Annotated in this window: 13 protein-coding genes; 5 read left to right on the forward strand and 8 right to left on the reverse strand. The window is 40.0% G+C overall.

The annotated features are described in order from the left end of the window. Window positions 1-4: 4 nt before the first annotated feature. From ABE099_RS19330 to thrC, 7 genes are all read right to left on the reverse strand, one after another. On the reverse strand, window positions 5-919 hold the full coding sequence (locus tag ABE099_RS19330; protein WP_430033032.1) for a hypothetical protein: 915 nt from the start codon (window positions 917-919) through the stop codon (window positions 5-7). Then, on the reverse strand, window positions 903-1,487 hold the full coding sequence (locus ABE099_RS19335) for an RNA polymerase sigma factor (RefSeq protein WP_430033034.1): 585 nt from the start codon (window positions 1,485-1,487) through the stop codon (window positions 903-905). The genes ABE099_RS19330 and ABE099_RS19335 overlap by 17 nt, the downstream gene beginning before the upstream one ends. 45 nt (window positions 1,488-1,532) lie before the next feature. After that, on the reverse strand, window positions 1,533-2,255 hold the full coding sequence (locus ABE099_RS19340; RefSeq protein ID WP_430033036.1) for a hypothetical protein: 723 nt from the start codon (window positions 2,253-2,255) through the stop codon (window positions 1,533-1,535). Beyond that, on the reverse strand, window positions 2,252-4,423 hold the full coding sequence (locus ABE099_RS19345; protein ID WP_430033038.1) for a hypothetical protein: 2,172 nt from the start codon (window positions 4,421-4,423) through the stop codon (window positions 2,252-2,254). The genes ABE099_RS19340 and ABE099_RS19345 overlap by 4 nt, the downstream gene beginning before the upstream one ends. Continuing rightward, a complete protein-coding gene (locus ABE099_RS19350; protein WP_430033040.1) occupies window positions 4,416-5,294 on the reverse strand; it encodes an ABC transporter ATP-binding protein in 879 nt (292 codons plus the stop codon). Before ABE099_RS19350 ends, ABE099_RS19345 begins: the two co-directional genes overlap by 8 nt. Window positions 5,295-5,731: 437 nt before the next feature. Beyond that, window positions 5,732-6,406, reverse strand: coding sequence for a deoxyribose-phosphate aldolase (deoC, locus tag ABE099_RS19355; protein ID WP_430033042.1), 675 nt, complete (start codon window positions 6,404-6,406; stop codon window positions 5,732-5,734). Between the two features lie 209 nt (window positions 6,407-6,615). Then, entirely contained in the window at window positions 6,616-8,004 is a 1,389-nt protein-coding gene (gene thrC / locus ABE099_RS19360) for a threonine synthase (RefSeq protein ID WP_430033044.1), read from the reverse strand. Between the two features lie 631 nt (window positions 8,005-8,635). On the opposite strand from thrC, the gene ABE099_RS19365 reads away from it, so the two are divergent. Beyond that, window positions 8,636-10,627, forward strand: coding sequence for a glycosyl hydrolase 53 family protein (locus tag ABE099_RS19365; RefSeq protein WP_430033045.1), 1,992 nt, complete (start codon window positions 8,636-8,638; stop codon window positions 10,625-10,627). A 223-nt stretch (window positions 10,628-10,850) separates the two neighbouring features. Here the strand turns inward: ABE099_RS19365 and ABE099_RS19370 are convergent, their stop codons facing one another. Continuing rightward, on the reverse strand, window positions 10,851-13,034 hold the full coding sequence (locus ABE099_RS19370; protein ID WP_430033047.1) for an alpha-galactosidase: 2,184 nt from the start codon (window positions 13,032-13,034) through the stop codon (window positions 10,851-10,853). 242 nt (window positions 13,035-13,276) lie between these two features. Between ABE099_RS19370 and ABE099_RS19375 the strand changes: the two genes are divergently transcribed. From ABE099_RS19375 to ABE099_RS19390, 4 genes are all read left to right on the forward strand, one after another. Further along, window positions 13,277-14,578 carry an ABC transporter substrate-binding protein gene (locus ABE099_RS19375; protein ID WP_430033049.1) on the forward strand — a complete coding sequence of 434 codons (1,302 nt, stop codon included), beginning with the start codon at window positions 13,277-13,279 and terminating at the stop codon, window positions 14,576-14,578. Between the two features lie 123 nt (window positions 14,579-14,701). Beyond that, window positions 14,702-15,598, forward strand: a complete 897-nt coding sequence (locus ABE099_RS19380; protein ID WP_430033052.1) for a carbohydrate ABC transporter permease — start codon at window positions 14,702-14,704, stop codon at window positions 15,596-15,598. Between the two features lie 2 nt (window positions 15,599-15,600). After that, on the forward strand, window positions 15,601-16,437 hold the full coding sequence (locus ABE099_RS19385) for a carbohydrate ABC transporter permease (protein ID WP_430033054.1): 837 nt from the start codon (window positions 15,601-15,603) through the stop codon (window positions 16,435-16,437). 44 nt (window positions 16,438-16,481) lie between these two features. Beyond that, on the forward strand, window positions 16,482-18,407 hold the full coding sequence (locus tag ABE099_RS19390; RefSeq protein WP_430033056.1) for a cache domain-containing sensor histidine kinase: 1,926 nt from the start codon (window positions 16,482-16,484) through the stop codon (window positions 18,405-18,407). Window positions 18,408-18,441 lie beyond the last annotated feature (34 nt).

The raw sequence follows: 18,441 nt of genomic DNA on the forward strand, positions 1-18,441 counted from the left end.
TCCCTTAGCCTACAACACTATTTTTATGAAAACTTTTGTTCGCTGTATACGAAAAGCTTTTTAAGATTGCCAATATGATTAAAGCAATACCTAAGCCTAATAAAATATAGTTAACAAACATATCTTCACTCATATTTAGTCCAAGCGATCCGAGCCATAATGTAATGCGGAAGCCATAGAGATCAGATTGTGATGTAACAAATATCCACATGATATAAATGACCGAGGAGGCTCCCAGTGCATACTTGCTTCCTTTATAAAACATGACAACCATGGAAATCCCACCAATAATCAATGAAATACCTAACCATTGTAATATAAAGGGCCAGACAGGAAGGTCCATCTCATTGATTGCTGAGACGCGAATCGTTGCAATAACGGAGGAAACCGTTGCCCAACCTAAAATTAATCCAATAATGATTAGCATTCGGCAATAGATGACCAATACCGGTGGATAGGGCGTAATATTTTCTAACGCTGACATCCCGCGATCCCAAGAACGGAAACTAAACAACATCGACAAAATGATCAACAGCGGAATAATGAATGCAAACAGGTTTGTTAACCTTGAGCTGCCAAAAAATGCATCTGGATCTGCAGGGTCAACTAAAAAAATCAGCATCATAAATATGATCGTACATGCAGAGAGCAAATATTTTCGATTAAGTCTAAATTGATTTAAAAGCAACTGTGTAATGGAAGGAGGTTTAACCTGATTGTTGAAAACTAACTGAGGTGTATCCTCTGTGCCAAGGTCAGCCCGAAGCATGTCAAACTCAACTTGTAATTTATGAATTAAAGCACTACTTTCTTCTTGAGTCGGAAACGATTTTACAGCATTACGAAGTGGTGTTCTCAAGCTTTCCTCTAACGCCTCTAATTCCTCATCGTCCCATTCCTGTTCAGAAAATATCTTCATATCGGCGTGCCTCCTTTTCTGGATTTTCCTGCTGTGAATCTAAAATTCGCTTAAGCTTCCTTAACGCCCCATACAAATGGGATTTGACGAGACTCAGTGGTAGCTCCTCGATTTCCGCAATTTCCTGGAGCTTTAACTCGTGAAAAAATCGTAAGATTACAATTTGCCGCTGAATGTCAGGTAACGTCTGCAAAATCGAAACCAACTGTGCATTCAACACTTCTTGTTCCATAATCGCTTGTGCGTCTGGAGAAAGATCGACACCTTCAGGCATATTTTCTGGAGCAAGCTGCTCATTACGAAACAGAGAGGTGCGCCAAAAATCTCGACATAGATTAAGGGCCACCTTATATAACCAAGGACGAAGCTGGGCAAGCTCTCCATGCTTACGTAAATGGCGAATTAAACGCAGGAACGTTTCCTGTACAAAATCCTCTGCTTTAGAGCGATCATGAAGATGTCCAGTCAAAAAGCTCAATAGAGGGCCATGATATCTAGTTACTACTATTTCAAACGCCTCTTGATCACCTTGAGCCATTCGTTCTGTCAATATTTCATCTGAAATCATGTCATCCCCCTCTTACATTATTTTACTTATTATTCTTTAGTTTATTTACTCTTCGTCTTTACCAATCCAGCGCTCCCGAATTCCTGTCAACCATAAAGCGGTAACTAAAAATATGACAGTAAAGAGAAGCAAAGTAATTCGATTAGTTGTGAACCATGTATCCTGTTCTAATAAATTAGCATATAACGTAAACTTGCGAAGGAGTCCGCCACCGCTAAGTGTATCTAACGCCCATAACGAGAAGCCAAAGAGCAAGCCACCGTATGTTTTTTGAAATAATACCGTCCCCAATAGGACCAATGAAGCCATTAGCATGTATGCGGGTAGCCCTTGCATAAATAAAGCGAAGAAGGCATTTTCTGAAACTACCTTATCACCTTCCCCCCATGCATATATCCATGGCTCTAGTTTACCAAATTGCATGATATAGGCGATCATCCATATTATGTTTGCTATTGCAATATAGATGAGGGTGCCTAGCCATTTTCGAAAGGCAATCCACCGTAAAGATACGGGGTAGGTGGCGATCATCTCCATCCCTCCACCCCCAAATTCACGGCCTAACAACACGGTCATGACCATTATAATGAGAGGAAACATCCCCATTTCAGCATAATAAAAGGTTAGTCTTGGTTTCGTTGGATCTGCGATAAAAATCGTCACTAGTAAGAAAATCAAGTAAGTCATTGTCCATAAAAATATAGGCTCCTTGACTAACCTCCATTGCATCCGCAGGGTCGTCCTTAATTGATGGCTTAAGATGCTCATGGCGTAATCACCTGCTTCCATTTTGCTTGCCATTCCTCATAGGTAACAGGTTTATCTTTGGCTGCAGTGCCAGTCTGCTTGCTCACATTTTCATAATGAGGCGGAATTTCTAAGCCTTGCTCATAATAATATTTCAGCAACGCTTTAACCTCATTAAGCTTACCTTTATCAATCGCAGCCGCAACCTGCTCACGCATTCGTAACCCTAGTTCTGACTCCTCCGTTTGTGAGCCACGATTAATGACCTCATTGACCATTCGAGAGTCACCCTCATAATTTAAAATCTCTTCATCGGATAAATTAGTCACTTCCCTGGAATAGACATACCAGATCAATCCTCTGATTTTTGTCCTTACATCATTTTTAGGATTTTGTGTATAGGAGAAGCCTTGCTTCGAGCCTAACATCATTTGATTTAACAAGTAATTAATTTCATTTTCTTCCCGATAAACGACAGCTAAATCACCTTCGTTTATGGGCTCTATATAGCTTTGTTTATTTATAATAAGTGCTTTTGAAATATTATTTCTTAATGGACCTAGCCAAGAGGTGAAATAATCATAGCCCTCTTTCCATGAACTGGCGATCGCTTCCGCCCTTCCTTTTGCATAAGGCGTGGTATATATAATTACAGGCAAGCCTGCTTCCTTTACCGTGATGAAATCAGCACCAAGCATACTTACATAAGGCAGGTTAGAACCGCTAAATTTCTGTTCACCTGCTGCAGCCTGCTCTTCAGTCAGGCCTGTGACAAGCTTACTGTCAAAGCCCTTCATGCTTATATTCCAATCCGCAACATAATCAATTTTCCCAGTGAATAGAAAATAGGATTTTAAGTTTTCCTCTTTAGCATAAAGATTGTGTTGCCCTGCTAACGGATACCATGCCATACTGTAGGGCAAAAATACATTTTTACCTTTTACAAAGGCAAACGTTCTAACTGGGCTCTTTTCGTTATAGGGGTAATCATAAACTTGACCAGAGTAGCTTAATTCCACCTGCATCATATTTTTGTCTGAAGGCTGGACTGGAATCGATATCCAATCAAAATCACGTTTAAAGTCTACCTTTTCACCCTCAATCATGACGGAATCAACCTTAAATACATGGTTTAACGTTAGCTTTAAATCACTTGCCTTCCCAAGCTGCTTCGTAGGCACTTGTAGCCGTACCTTCATGTTTGTTGTATCGTCTTGCTCCTTCTCCACATCAATATCATAACGCTGTATTGTGAACGTAAACTTGGGTAAATCCTCTTCCACGTCACTATACAATTGTGCGTAGGTTTTTATATTGGGATTATTGACGAGTTGTTGCACTTTATCATGACGTTCCTCCCAGATTTGGGCATAGGGAATAAAGCATACACACGTTATCACAATAGCAAGTATACTTGCTGTGGCATTTATTTTTCTAAGCCGAGTTGGGCGCTTCAAATCAAGTAACATAATTGCAATCACTAACAGCATCAGTGCAAAAGCAATAACAAACAGATTTGATGCATTTATTTCATTAAGGATTAAATTGTAGTTCCACAAATCGTTATCAAAATTGCTTGATACGTACAACTGACTAAGGTGAAACGTATTTAAGAAATAGAAATTAGTCCGTTCAATAATAAAAATTTGCATAAAAAACGTTCCAAACATCCATGTACAAAAGCCAATTAAATAAATCACTCGATTCGGAATACACACCGCAAGTAGCATTGCTAACGCATAAGTCACAAGATAAGACAACTCATAACGAGTCGTAAAATAGCTTATATGGTTCATATATAATGAAGGTTCGATGCCAATCCGCTGAGAAGCAATCATATATACAATGCCTACAATTAGCGTAAAGATGGAGAAGTATAGCATACCCACAACATATTTAACGGTCACTCGCATTGCAAAAGAAATCGGCAAACCTTCTATCCAATCATAGGACTGGCGATACGTATCCCGTCTTATCGTAGCAATTCCCATAAATATGACTAAACCAAGGGTAAACGTATTCACCACACCATGATAGTTATAAGCTAGCTGAAATAGATTATCGATTGGAGCAGCATTAAATAACACATAGCTGTAAAATCCCGCAAAGATGAGTGGTAGAATAAGCAACAAAGGATTACGAAAAATCATAGCAAACTCATGACTAAATTGACGTTTCCATTTATACATAGGTCTTCTCTCCTTGACTACGAAGCAAGGATAAATAACCATCCTCTAATGTAGGAGAAAGATACCTCACATTCATTCCTACAGGCGGCGTACCAATGACTCTGCATACCATATCCTCATCCTGTCTATGTGTAGAAATGACATTCATCGGATCAAGCAATGCAAACTGTTCTTGACTTACCGTTGCTTCCCATACTTTACCTTCACCATATTGCTGTAGTTGCTTCAAATCTCCTGAAAATAACACATGCCCTTTATCGATCACCGCAGCTTGACGGCAGTTACTTTCAATGTCCGCCACAATATGGGTAGACAATAGAACAACACGCCCAATACTAAAGCGAGTTAACAAATTTCGGAAGCGAACGCGCTCCTCTGGATCAAGGCCCGCAGTAGGCTCATCTACAATTAATATCTCTGGAGAACCTAACAACGCCTGAGCGATGCCTAACCGTCTTTTCATCCCACCTGAGTAGGTCTTTACTTTCTTTTTTGCTTTATCTACAAGGTTTACTTGCTCTAACAGCTTGGCAACCTCTGCTTTACGCTCTCTAATATCCTTCATGCCCTTCATTACCGCAACGTAATCTAAATAATCCTCCCCTGTAATTTGCGGATATACTTGAAATTGCTGAGGTAAATAGCCAATCATTTTACGAATTTCATCTGCTTTAGTTAATGGAATACCTTGAATAGTAGCGATTCCTGTCGTTGGAGATGCCAATGTGGCTAAAATCCGCATTAATGTAGATTTCCCTGCACCATTTGGCCCCAGCAAACCAATCATACCTTCGCTAAAAGTAAGGTTTACATCTTGGAGAGCCCACTTGTTACCACGATATTTTTTACTTAATCCTTCAATCTGTATCATGACGTTCCTCTTTCAACTTTTATTTTTATTTCACCTAGGTGTTGCTTCTGCTTATGTAACGGAAGGGTGTAGAAAAAGGTTATAAAATAAATTGAAAATAAATATTGGCTGACAAGGATAGAGCTGGGAGGCTTCGCTCCAGAGCGTTCTTACGATCGTTGTTAAAACCAGATTCCTTATCATTGGTAACAATTAAATTGTTGGAATCTGGTTTTAAGAGACGTTCTTCAGAATCGCTCTGTCTCTTCGCTAGTTTGGGCTATTTGTCAGCCACTTATTTAAAGGGATGCCCCATACTAGTGAAAATGTATGTAATAACATAAAAAAACCTGCACTTTCACGAATAATCTCGTAAAGTACAGGTTTCATTATTAAATAAAAAAACTATATATTAGCTTGTCATTATATTAAGGGCGTGGATTCCGAACCGATTAATATTAGTAGCCAGCTTGTCCTTGCAAACCTTTTGCAATCGCCACACCAGCACTTGATCCTAGTCTTGTTGCGCCGTTAGCAATCATCGCTTGTGCATCCTCTAAGGAACGTACACCACCAGATGCTTTGACACCAATGTTAGGCCCTACAGTTTCTGCCATCAATTTTACAGCTTCTACTGTTGCACCATCAGTTGAAAAACCAGTGGATGTTTTAACATAATCTGCACCCGCTTTTACTGCACATTTACATGCGGTTACGATTTCTTCTGGTGTAAGAAGGCAAGTTTCCAAAATAACCTTAACTAATGCTTTACCTTTTGCAGCTTCTACAACTTGAACCATATCGTTGGTTACCACTTCTAAATCACCAGCTTTAAGTGCACCAACATTTAATACCATATCCACTTCTGTTGCGCCATCTTCGATCGCCTTTTTCACTTCAAATGCTTTCACTTCAGATGCAGAAGCGCCTAAAGGAAATCCAATCACAGTACATACATTTACTTCTGTACCCTTTAATACTTCTGCCGCTGTGCTTACCCAAAATGGATTTACGCAAACCGAAGCAAATTTATATTGTTTAGCTTCCTCTGAAAGCTTAATAATATCCCCCTTTGTCGCCTCAGGCTTCAATAATGTATGATCGATTTTAGCTAAAATAGATTGGTTACTCATCGGATGATCCCTCTTTATCATTTATTTGTCAAACATGAGCCATAACATTGGATTGGACATAAACAACTTTTATCATGGTAACTTTCACTAGTATATCCAAAATAAAACCTGACTCCCCTCCATTATAGTATAAAGAGAAGAATCAGGCATTATATAACACAATTTCGTTAGTTTATCGACTTTTTTTGTAAATTTATTTATATTTTTGGTTAGAAAAATGCTTTTAACTGCTCAACCACTGCGGCCTCGCTATTTTCAATGACAACCTGATGTTGCTCTTTATCAAACAACTGGGCAATTTGTGGTGGGAATTGCTGTTCAATTTGGAGCAAGCTAATGGACTCATTAAATTTCGCAGGATGTGCCGTTGCAAATGTAATCGCTAGCTCATCTTCCTCTTGGAAGGTGTCCGTAGCAACGATCCCACAAGCGGTATGTGGATCAAGCAAATATCCACTGTGCTTGTTGTACTTATCAATTGCCGCAAGACATTGATCATTGCTTACCCCTAGGGCTGCAAAATCACGTCCCACCTGTACTAACAACTCATCACTAATTTTGATTTCGCCATGTAGCTTAAAGTCGTCCATGACCGCTTTCACCTGTGCAGCATCCTCATCTAACAAGTAATATAAATAACGCTCAAAATTACTTGCCACCTGAATGTCCATTGATGGGCTATGCGTCGCTTTAAAGTCACCAGGCTTATATTCGCCAGTACGTACAAAACGCTCTAAAATATTGTTTTCATTCGTAGCAATGATCAGCTTACCAATGGGAAGTCCCATCTTTTTCGCAAGGAAACCAGAGAAGATGTTACCAAAGTTACCCGAAGGAACGGTCACGTTAATCTTTTTGCCAGCATCCGCTTCACTAAGCTGCAAATAAGCATAGAAGTAATATACAGTTTGAGCTAAAATACGCACAAAATTAATGGAGTTAATCGCACGTAGATGGTATTTACCCTTGAATTCTAGATCAGCGAATAGATCCTTAATGATTTTTTGGCAATCATCAAAGTTTCCTTTTACAGATAAGTTCAGAACGTTATTATCATCTACAGTAGTCATTTGTAGTTCTTGCACTTTACTTACCTTTTCATGCGGGTGCAAAATGCAAATTTTGATGCCTTCCTTACCTCTTACCCCAGCAATCGCTGCCGCTCCAGTATCTCCAGAGGTTGCCCCTAAAATATGAATAATTTCACCATGTTTTTTGGAGATATACGAATATAATTCACCTATAAATTGTAATGCCACATCTTTAAAGGCAAAGGTTGGGCCATGAAATAACTCAAGAATATAAGAAGAATCATTAAGTTTATGAAGCGGTGTCACCTCTGGTGTACGGAAGGTGCTGTAGCTAGTTTCTACCATCTTCTTTAAATCCTCATAAGGAATTTCGTCATTCGTGTAGTAAGCAAATATTTTCAAAAATAGATCCTGATAGCTAATTCCCCGCCAAGAAGACAACGTTTGCGCAGAAACAACAGGAATTTGCTCTGGAACCATTAAGCCGCCATCATCAGCAAGTCCCATTAAAACCGTATCAATAAAACCAACTGGTGTTACATTTCCTCTTGTGCTTATAAATTTCATAATGGTTTCCTACCTCACTTCGATGAATTCATTTTTCTTATATTATCACTTCTACGTACTAAAGTGTGCACAAAATTAAAATTTGTCATAAAAAATATCATTACACCTTAATTTCAGGCTCTACTTACTAATCCGCGCCTGACAATGTTTCGGGTGGGAGGCTACGTAGCTGAGAGCGGTTTATGCTCTCTCGAAGTATCTTTCTTACAGAAAGATTGTACCGTTAAGCTGTTATTTCTCTATTATAGCTGAGAAGGTGGTTGAATAAACACACAAAATATTGTAATTGTGTCCTGTTAGGGATGTGGCGTTGTCTGTTATATTGATTATACAATTCAATTGTAAGCGCTCTATTTTTTTGTTGGCTTTGATTAATTAAATTAAATCATCTAAATGAGGCTCAATCTTGAAATTTAGTGCTTGACAGCTAACCTAAACTAGCGAAGAGACAGAGAGATTCTGAAGGTTGTCTCTTAAAATCAAATTCCATCCATAAATATACTTCAATAATAGGAATATGATTTTAACAACAATCGCAAGAACTATCTGGATCGTAGCTACCACCTCCAATCGTTGTCATGTACTGATTTTTAAATAGAGACCTAATTAAGAAAGGGGCTTTAATTACAGGATGTTCAAAATTACAAAATCATTTAAACTGTTGTTGATTACTTCAATTATCATCGCTTTATTCCCGATGAATATTGGCTCTACTGCAAAGGCACTTGAGGATCGAGCAAATGAGGTCAAAGCTGTCCCTGCTGACATTTTTGTAAAAAAAGTTGATGGGTTACGTTCAGATTTTATTAAAGGCGTAGATATATCCAGCATTTTGTCTTTAGAGAAAAGTGGCGTGAAATTTTATAATGAATCAGGACAACAGCAAGACATTTTCGCAACGTTAAAAGGGGCAGGCGTGAACTATATACGTGTGCGTGTGTGGAATGATCCCTTTGATTCAAATAAAAGAGGTTATGGTGGAGGAAACAACGATCTTGACGCCGCGATTGTCATTGGCAAAAGAGCGACAGCACATGGAATGAAGCTACTGGTTGATTTTCATTATTCTGATTTTTGGGCAGACCCTGCTAAACAGCAAGCACCAAAGGCGTGGAAGCAATTAAGCTTTGAGCAAAAACAGCAGGCTGTATACACGTATACAAAGTCAAGTCTACAACAAATGAAAAATGCTGGCATAAATATCGGCATGGTGCAGATTGGAAATGAAAGTAATCAGTCTTTTATTGGGGAAAAAGAATGGAACAAAATTAGTCGTTTGTTTAATAAAGGCAGTCAAGCTGTAAGGGAGATTGACCGCAATATTTTAGTTGCGCTACATTTTACAAATCCAGAAACACCAGGGCGTTATGACTCCTATGCCAAAGCACTAAAAGATAACAAAGTAGATTATGATGTGTTTGCCAGCTCCTATTATCCATTTTGGCATGGCACCTTAAATAATTTAACTGCGGTTTTAAAACAGGTTGCAAACCAATATGGCAAAAAGGTGATGGTTGCCGAAACCTCTTATGTTTATACGACCAAGGATGGCGATGGACATCCAAACACAGCCCCTGCCAGCAGCGGTCAAACGCTAGATTACCCTATTAGTGTACAAGGTCAAGCAAATTCCTTACGAAATGTGATTGATGCGGTCGCTCAGGTGGGGCAAGCAGGAATTGGTGTGTTTTATTGGGAACCCGCTTGGCTACCCGTAGGCCCTGCAAGTGATATTCAGCGTAATAAACAGCTTTGGGAGCAATATGGCTCAGGTTGGGCAAGTAGTTATGCTAAGGAATATGACCCTCATGATGCAGGTAAATGGTTTGGGGGTAGTGCTGTCGATAATCAAGCCTTATTTGATTTTAATGGTCGTCCTCTTCCCTCCTTAAATGTGTTCAAATACGTGGATACAGGTGCAGTCGCTCCTTTAAAAATAGATTCTGTAAAGCCCGTTCAGATTACCGTAAATGCAGGTGAACCCGTTAGATTGCCCAATCTCGTGACTGTGACCTATAATGACGGCACTACAGGAACTATAGGCGTAAGCTGGGACCAGCAAACGTTACAGCAAGCGATCCGAAAAGGGCAAGGTAGCTATATCATTAACGGCACAGTGGCAGGGGGGCATACAGCACAAGCCAATCTAACGATCCAGTTGAAAAATTTAGTGAAAAATAGCAGCTTCGAGAATAACGATCGTAGCATGTGGAAAATCTCGTATGGTCAAGGCTTGGCTCCACATACGGACTATCAAAATAAAGCCTCAGATGCGAAATCGGGGAACTATTCCCTTCATTTTTATAGCGCACAAAAGGTTGACTTCACAGTGGAGCAGACAATAACGAACTTACAGCCCGGTTATTATCAGTTATCGATGAACATTCAAGGTGGCGATGCCAGCAACGCCAATATGAAGCTATTCGCTACAAGTAAAACGCAAAAGCTAGAGACTCCAACCAGTGTGAATGGCTGGGTTCAATGGAATACCCCTGTTATCAATAACATATATGTAGAGGATGGAACATTAACCATTGGTGCTTCAATTCAGACAAATGGGGGCGCTTGGGGCACACTAGACGACTTCTCTCTAACCTATGTACGTGGACTAAATGGCAATTAAAATTATGGAAACCAACTAGTGGCTGGTAGCTACGATCCAGAGCGTTCTTGCGATTGTTGTTAAAATCATATTCCTTTTATTGATCCCATTTAAACGATCAATCGATATAAATGTAAAAAACCCGAGCTCTCCAACGAAATTTTTAAAAATTTTCGTTGGTAGTTCGGGTTATTTCTTTATTACGAAACCTACTTTAAAGTATCTTTAGGTTTTACATATGCTATTATTCCGCCTTTAATCTAAACCATGTGCTATAGAAATCTCTTTGCACCTCATCAATTATTAGTCCAGCCTGCATGAGGCGATCCCCACCTAGCAACTGTCCATCATAACGTTTAACTCGATTTTCTACGCCCTCTACAGGAACAAGCTTGTAGTTAAGACTAGGATCAAGTCCTTCTAAATATACTCTGCGACGAATGGAGTTTGGCTGTGCAAGCACACGGAAATAAAACACGATCGCTTCCTGTTTATTTTCCGAGACAAACATCCATGCAGTTTCATTGCCTTCAAACGGACTTTTTAGACGATATAAATCTCCTTGTTGAACAATGCTATTGATTTCCTTGTATTGTGCAACCTGTAGCTTGATCGCTTCCTTCTCTTCCTCAGACAACGCCGTTAAATCTAGCTCATAACCAAAGTTGCCAGACATCGCAACGTCACCGCGGAACGTGATTGGACTAACACGCCCTACCTGATGATTCGGTGATGCCGAGACGTGCGCACCAATCGAACTCGCAGGATAGACGAGGCTAGTACCGTATTGAATTTTTAGACGTTCAACCCCATCCGAATCATCACTCGTCCAAGTCTGTGGCATGTAATATAGCATCCCAGGATCAAAACGACCGCCACCACTAGAGCAGCACTCAAACAAAATATGCGGGAATTCAGACGTAATTTGTTCTAGCAACTCATATAAACCAAGTACATAGCGGTGCGCAATTTCAGTTTGTTTATGAGGTGGGCAATCGGCTGAACCAATTTCAGTTAAATTACGGTTCATGTCCCACTTAACATAAGAGATTGGTACAGTTGAGAAAATTTGATGTAACGATTGATAAATATAGTCTCTTACTTCCTTGCGACTGTAATCTAGCACAAGCTGCCATCTAAATTCTGTTCGGCGACGATCTGGGACATGCAGACACCAGTCTGGATGAGCACGATACAAATCACTATCTGGTGAGATCATCTCTGGCTCTACCCATAACCCAAACTTCATATTTACGTCGTTAATTCTTTCTGCTAACTTATTAAGTCCATTCGGCAACTTACTTGGATTAACTATCCAGTCTCCTAAAGAGCTGTTATCTGAGTTACGCGAACCAAACCAGCCATCATCAAGCACAAACAACTCTATCCCTAGCTTGGATGCCTCTGTTGCAATATCCACTAGCTTTTCTTCGGTAAAGTCAAAATAGGTCGCTTCCCAGTTATTAACAAGGATTGGTCTAGTTGTGTCTCGGTATTGTCCACGACATAATCTAGTACGATATAACCGATGATAGATTCTGGACATTTCACCTAAGCCTTGACTGGAATAAACCATCACAACCTCAGGCGTTTCAAACTCAGCACCTTCCTCTAATACGTATCCAAAATCAAAGGAATTGATCCCCATAGCAAAGCGAATCGATTGGAATGAATCCTTTTCAGCTCTTGCTTCAAAATTGCCACTATACACAAAACTAAAGCCGTATACTTCCCCCCGGCGCTCATCCGCATCTGGACTCACTAATGCTGCAAATGGATTTAACTGATGACTACTTACCCCTCTGCGGCTCTCAATGACATTTGCTCCCTCTTTAACCGCATTGCGAGTTAATTGTGCTTCTCTTCCCCATGCCCCTGAGAGATAGACCATATCCATATCCCCTGCCGGGAAATCAACAGACATGCTTAATGCCTGCTGTAGTACTAAGCTTGCTTTACTATTATTTACGATACGAGTGTAACGTGTAATGGCATCACCTTGCTTAAATAACGTATAAACAAGGGTAACCTGTAGCCCTGAATAAGCATCCTCTAAGTGAAGCTCTAACGTATCCGCCTCATCGTCTGTTTCAACATACACCCCTGGTAAAATACCTGATTTTTGCTTCCCTGCTGAGAGGGTGTACGACTTATATTTTAGCTCAGTAATTCTGGTGCCGTCTTCAAGCTTCACTTGGTAAGCCGGATAACGAAAATCACCAGTTCCGTATTGAGGGTATTCCTGTGGTAAACGATCCAGCCCTGTGTGCTTATCACAATCCGCAAGCTGGCTTAAATCCGCATCATTACGTAAGCGCTTACCCCAATATGCGTGAACAGGAGTATCGTTCAAAATTTGAATCACGTAGCTCATACTTTCGCCCTGCAAATGAAACAAACCTTCAGTTGGTTGCACAATAATCGCCATCTATTAAATCTCCTCTCGTTATATCTCTTCCTTCATTTTATTTGCTTTACCCATACTTATCAACATCTTTATTAATCAATTAACATAATTATTAATCTAACTTCATTTATATCGAGATACAAGGGAGTAATTACAAATGCATAAAAGAATACAATTAATCATAATTGACTCCATTTCTTGAAGCTAGGTTTATGCTTATACTCTCTGTAAACGCTAACAAACTAATAAAGGGGACGGGTAAAATGAATAAAAGGCAATTTAACAAATATGGGTTACTAGCATTTGTGTTTATTTTCATTTGTTCACTCTTGCTAACCGCGTGTGGTTCTCCTTCAACAAACTCTCCTGCTGACTCCAATCCAGCTAATAAGTCCAATGCGACGAGTGAGCTAAGTGGTTCCATCACTTTCCTTACGAACCGCACAGATATGATTGGAAAGGAATATGACGAATATTTAAAACGCTTTAATGAAAAATACCCTAATGTGCAAATTGAATTTGAGGCATCCCAAACCGACTATAACCAGCAAGTAAAGGTACGTATGGCAAGTGGTGAATTACCTGATGTGTTGTTCATTCCCAATATTCCGAACTCTGACCTCCCTAAATACTTTGCCCCACTAGATGACTTAGGTTTAAATGATCAGATCACGTTTAAGGACTTCCACTCCTTTGACAATAAAGTGTATGGCATTGCTACAGGGAGTGCGACGGCAGGCATTGTATATAACAAAAAGGCGTTTGCTGATGCAGGAATTACAGACATACCGAAAACATGGGATGAGTTTCTTGCCGCATGTGAGAAGCTGAAGCAAAACAACGTCATCCCGCTCGCCTCAAACTTTAAAGATAAATGGCCGCTAAATACATGGGCTTATGACACGCCACGTCTCATTGAAAATAATGCAGCTTTTCCAAATACTAAACTTAAAACAGATACGCCCTTCACGTTAGATAACGGGTATGGCAAATCCTTTTCACTATTAAAAGAGCTAAATGAAAAGGGATATTTGGAGCCAGATATTAACTCTACGAATTGGGAGCAATCGAAAAAGGATATCGCGTCAGGAAAAATGGGGATGTACTATTTAGGCAACTGGGTTATTAATCAGATCATTGGTGCGGGTACAACCTCAGACAATGTTGGATTTTTCCCATTACCGTATGACAATTCAGGCGAGCTACATGCTGGGTTAAGTCCTGACTTTTTTTATGCTGTTGCTAAGGATAGTAAAAATGTAGAAGCAGCAAAGGCGTTTGTGAAATGGATGTTAGAGGATTCGGGGTATGAGGACTTTGCAGGCTTTATTCCCCCCCTTAAGGATCGTCAATCCAAACTGCCTCAGCTTGTTGAATTTCAGTCCACGGGAGTGAAGCTCCAAGAGGGACTTACGGATGATGCCGCGGTGACTGAAATCTCAAACAAAGCACAAATCGACTTACCTGCCATCATTCAGGAATTTGTGCTTGCTAAGGAGCCTCAAGCAGTACTTGATAAGTGGAATGCAGCTTGGGCGAAGGCGAAAAAGGACTTAGGATACTAATTTAATTGGGGAGGGCGGTTTTTACGAATAAGTTTCGAAGCTTTATTTTCTTATTCATATTCGTAGCATTGTCCCCCTCCAGCTTTACAACTGGTAACTAGCTACATAGAAAGGAGGGGCTTCATGTTTGGACATCTTTCTTACAATAAACAAAAGCTACTCATTATCGTTTCCTTTTTAATTATCCCTTTGTCACTACTCCTTCTGCTCACCTATTACCCTGCCACAAAGCTTATTTACTATAGCTTCACTAATTGGGATGGCTATAGCCCTGATAAACCTTGGGTGGGCTTAGCCAATTATAAGGAGGTGTTTGAAAATCCCGATATATTTCGGGTGTTCCGCCACAATTTTGCTTATTTTGTAATGGGCATCATTCAAAATATCGTTGCCATTTACTTTGCCATAGTGCTGAACAGTAAGCTGCGAGGGCGTAATTTTTTCCGCACGATGTTATTTCTGCCCTATATTATGAACGGCGTGGCGGTCGCCTTTATGTTTGGTTATGTATTTGATACGACAAATGGCTCATTAAATTTATTTTTAAACAGTTTGGGATTAACGCAGCTTTCTCAGACAAGTTGGCTAGGTACAGAAGGATTGGTCAACTATGCTCTTGCTTCTACTGGATTTTGGAGGTTTATGGGGTACAACATGGTTATATATTTAGCGTCTCTACAGGCGATTCCGCGTGATATATATGAAGCAGCAAAAATCGATGGTGCAGGGGCTTTCCAGACGTTAGGACGGATTACATTACCTAATATTAAGCCTGTAATTCAGCTGAATTTATTTTTAACCGTTACCGGCGCATTAGAAGTGTTTGATTTGCCTTTTGTACTTACCAAGGGAGGACCTGCAGGTGCATCACAAACATATGTACAGCGTGTCATCGATACTGCATTTGCCTACAACAACTATGGGTTAGCCTCCGCAATGAGTATTATTTTGCTAATATTTGTGATCATGATTCTTTTAATCCAGCAATGGGTGCTTAGTCGAGGGGGGAAGGAGGCATGAGCATGAACAGCGTTATGAAAAGCTACTTCAAGACGATCATAAAATATATTTCTTTATTTTTTGGCGTGTTTGTTGTCCTCTTCCCCCCGTATGTCGTCATCGTAAATGCCTTTAAATCAACAACGGAGTTCAACACGTCAAGCACGATGGCATTACCACAAAGCTTTTTTAATATGGAAAATTTCCAAGTTGTATTTGAGCGTGGTCGTTTACTTAGCGGATTTGCCAACATCCTCCTCATTATCATCGTGGTGTTATGCTTAAATATTTTGTTTGGAACCATGGTCGCTTATGTGCTCGGCAGGTTTAAATTTAGAGGCAAAAAGCTTGTTTTTGGCGCCTACATTGTAGCTACTGTCATTCCAAGCATTACAACTCAGGTTGCAACCTTTGGCATTATTAAAGGCTTGGGCTTATATAATACATTAGGAGCACCAATTATTTTATATGTAGGGGCAGATGTGATTCAGATTATTTTGTATCTTCAGTTTATTCGCAACATCCCTATCGATTTGGATGAATGTGCTATGGTCGAAGGGGCTTCATTATTCAAAATCTATCGCTCGGTCATCTTCCCACTCTTAACTCCAGCTACAGCCACACTCGTCATTTTAAAAACAATCAGTATTTATAATGACATGTACATTCCATATCTGTATATGCCCAAGCAAAGCTTAGGTGTAGTGACAACAGTACTCATGCGTTTCCAAGGCGTCAACACTGCGGATTGGAACCTGATCTGTGCTGCCATTTTATTAATTTTATTGCCTACTGTTATTTTGTATTTATTTCTACAGCGCTATATTTTTGAGGGTGTGACCAGTGGTGCGGTGAAGTAGGATATTGCGTTAACGTATCTAAGTTGTGTGGAAAGGACAATACAATGAAGGTTATCGTTTTGCTGCGTGGCGGTTGGTTAAAGCTAGCGAATTTGTCCATGCAGCAAAAGTTAATTTTGCTATTTGTGTTTCTTATTTCAGTACCTATTACTTATGTCAGCTATTTGTCCTCCCGTTCTACGATGGAGGTCATTCGGCAAAATGCGGTCAACAGTGCGATTCAAGTAACCAAGGATCAAACTGCTGTGCTTGATAACTACATTGCAGATTTAAAACGATATACGACATTACCTCTATACCATGCAAATGTGCAGCAGCACCTAGCAAATCCCGAAACAAGCTGGGAAAAAAGCAATGATTTACATATGTTTCTGAGCTTTTTAAACCATAGTAAGGAAGAAATCTCAGCGGTATATTTAGTAGATCGAGCAGGGGCTATTTTTTATGATAACAAGCCGGGAATTCATACCCTGTATCCAGAAAAAAGACTCAAGATTTGGCAACAATTAAGCCAGCATAATGGTGTAAATCCCGTTGTCACAGGTAAAAGTGAGATTGTAATGAATGGCTCCGATCCTAAACATAGACAAGTATTTAGTGTACTCCGAACGATTCAATCCGCCAGTGCCTTACAAAACATAGGCATCATCGTAATCGACGTTAATCTATCCTTGCTAGAGCATGTTATCACTGCACTGGAAGGGACGACCCAAGGCCATGCATTGATTGTAGATCAACACGGGCAACCAATTTATGGAGACAAGCTTGCAAGCTATGAAGCCTATCAATATAAACGATCAGTCATTACCACACGACGCTCTCCCCTTTCTCGGCAGCTTGGGATTCAAGGGAATGTCGGGAATGTAGAAAATGTGGAGGATAATACATCTGGGCATTTTGAATTTGTTGATACCCAAGGGATTGAGCAGCTTGCAGTCTACGATACGTCTGTACAAACGGGCTGGACCAGCATCGTTACGATTCCTTTAAGCCAACTGATGGCGCCAATGAAAAGTAACCGCAACACATTAATGTTAACTACATTAATTATTATTTCTTTTGCGCTTGGTATAGCCACCTTACTCACGTTTGCACTTACCTCACCACTTAAAGCTTTAGTGAAGCTCATGCGCCAAGTTCAACATGGAAATTTAAATGTATTTCTCACTCCCAAATACAATGATGAAATTGGAATCATCGCCAGTCACTTCAATATTATGCTTATTCGGATTAAAGAGCTAATTCAAGAAGTTGCCCTGACAGAGGAACGCAAGCGGCGAGCTGATTTACATGCACTTCAAAATCAAATTAACCCCCATTTTATTTACAACACATTAGAATCTATTCGAATGCTCGCTGAAGGCAGTGATGAACCTCGAATTGCCAAAATGACTTACTTACTTGGATCACAAATGCGTTATGGTATTGTCCATAGCGATGAATTAGTAACCATTCAACAAGAGCTTGAGCATATTCAAAATTACGTTGACCTGTTAACGATCCGTTTTCCGCATAAATTTTCACTTGAGCTTCATATCCCAGATGAATTGTTACAGTTACCTATGATTAAGCTGGTGTTTCAGCCTATTGTTGAAAATGCTGTGTTTCATGGTTTTAACGATAAGGCACACGGTGGTTTAATAACAATCTCAGGCTATAAGGAGGATCATACCGTACAATTTAAAATTACCGACAATGGCTGTGGCATGAATCCAGACACGTTGAACGCTCTTCGTCATTCACTTCAGCACACATTTCATCACGCAATTCAGAACACATTACATCACGCAAATCATCACGCAGTTCATCCTCCCTTACAGTCACAGCCAGTGTCCTCGTCTTCTCATTTCAGTATGGGTCTACGTAACGTCAGTGAGAGGCTTATACTACATTATGGACATACTTCTACGCTCCAAATAGACAGTGAGCTTAACCGTGGTACTACCGTAACGATCACCATTCAGGACTAAGCCTGCTTAGCAAGAGTTTAATATCGTAAACCCG

Source organism: Paenibacillus turicensis (genome assembly GCF_050461185.1).
GTDB classification, from domain to species: domain Bacteria; phylum Bacillota; class Bacilli; order Paenibacillales; family Paenibacillaceae; genus Fontibacillus; species Fontibacillus turicensis_A.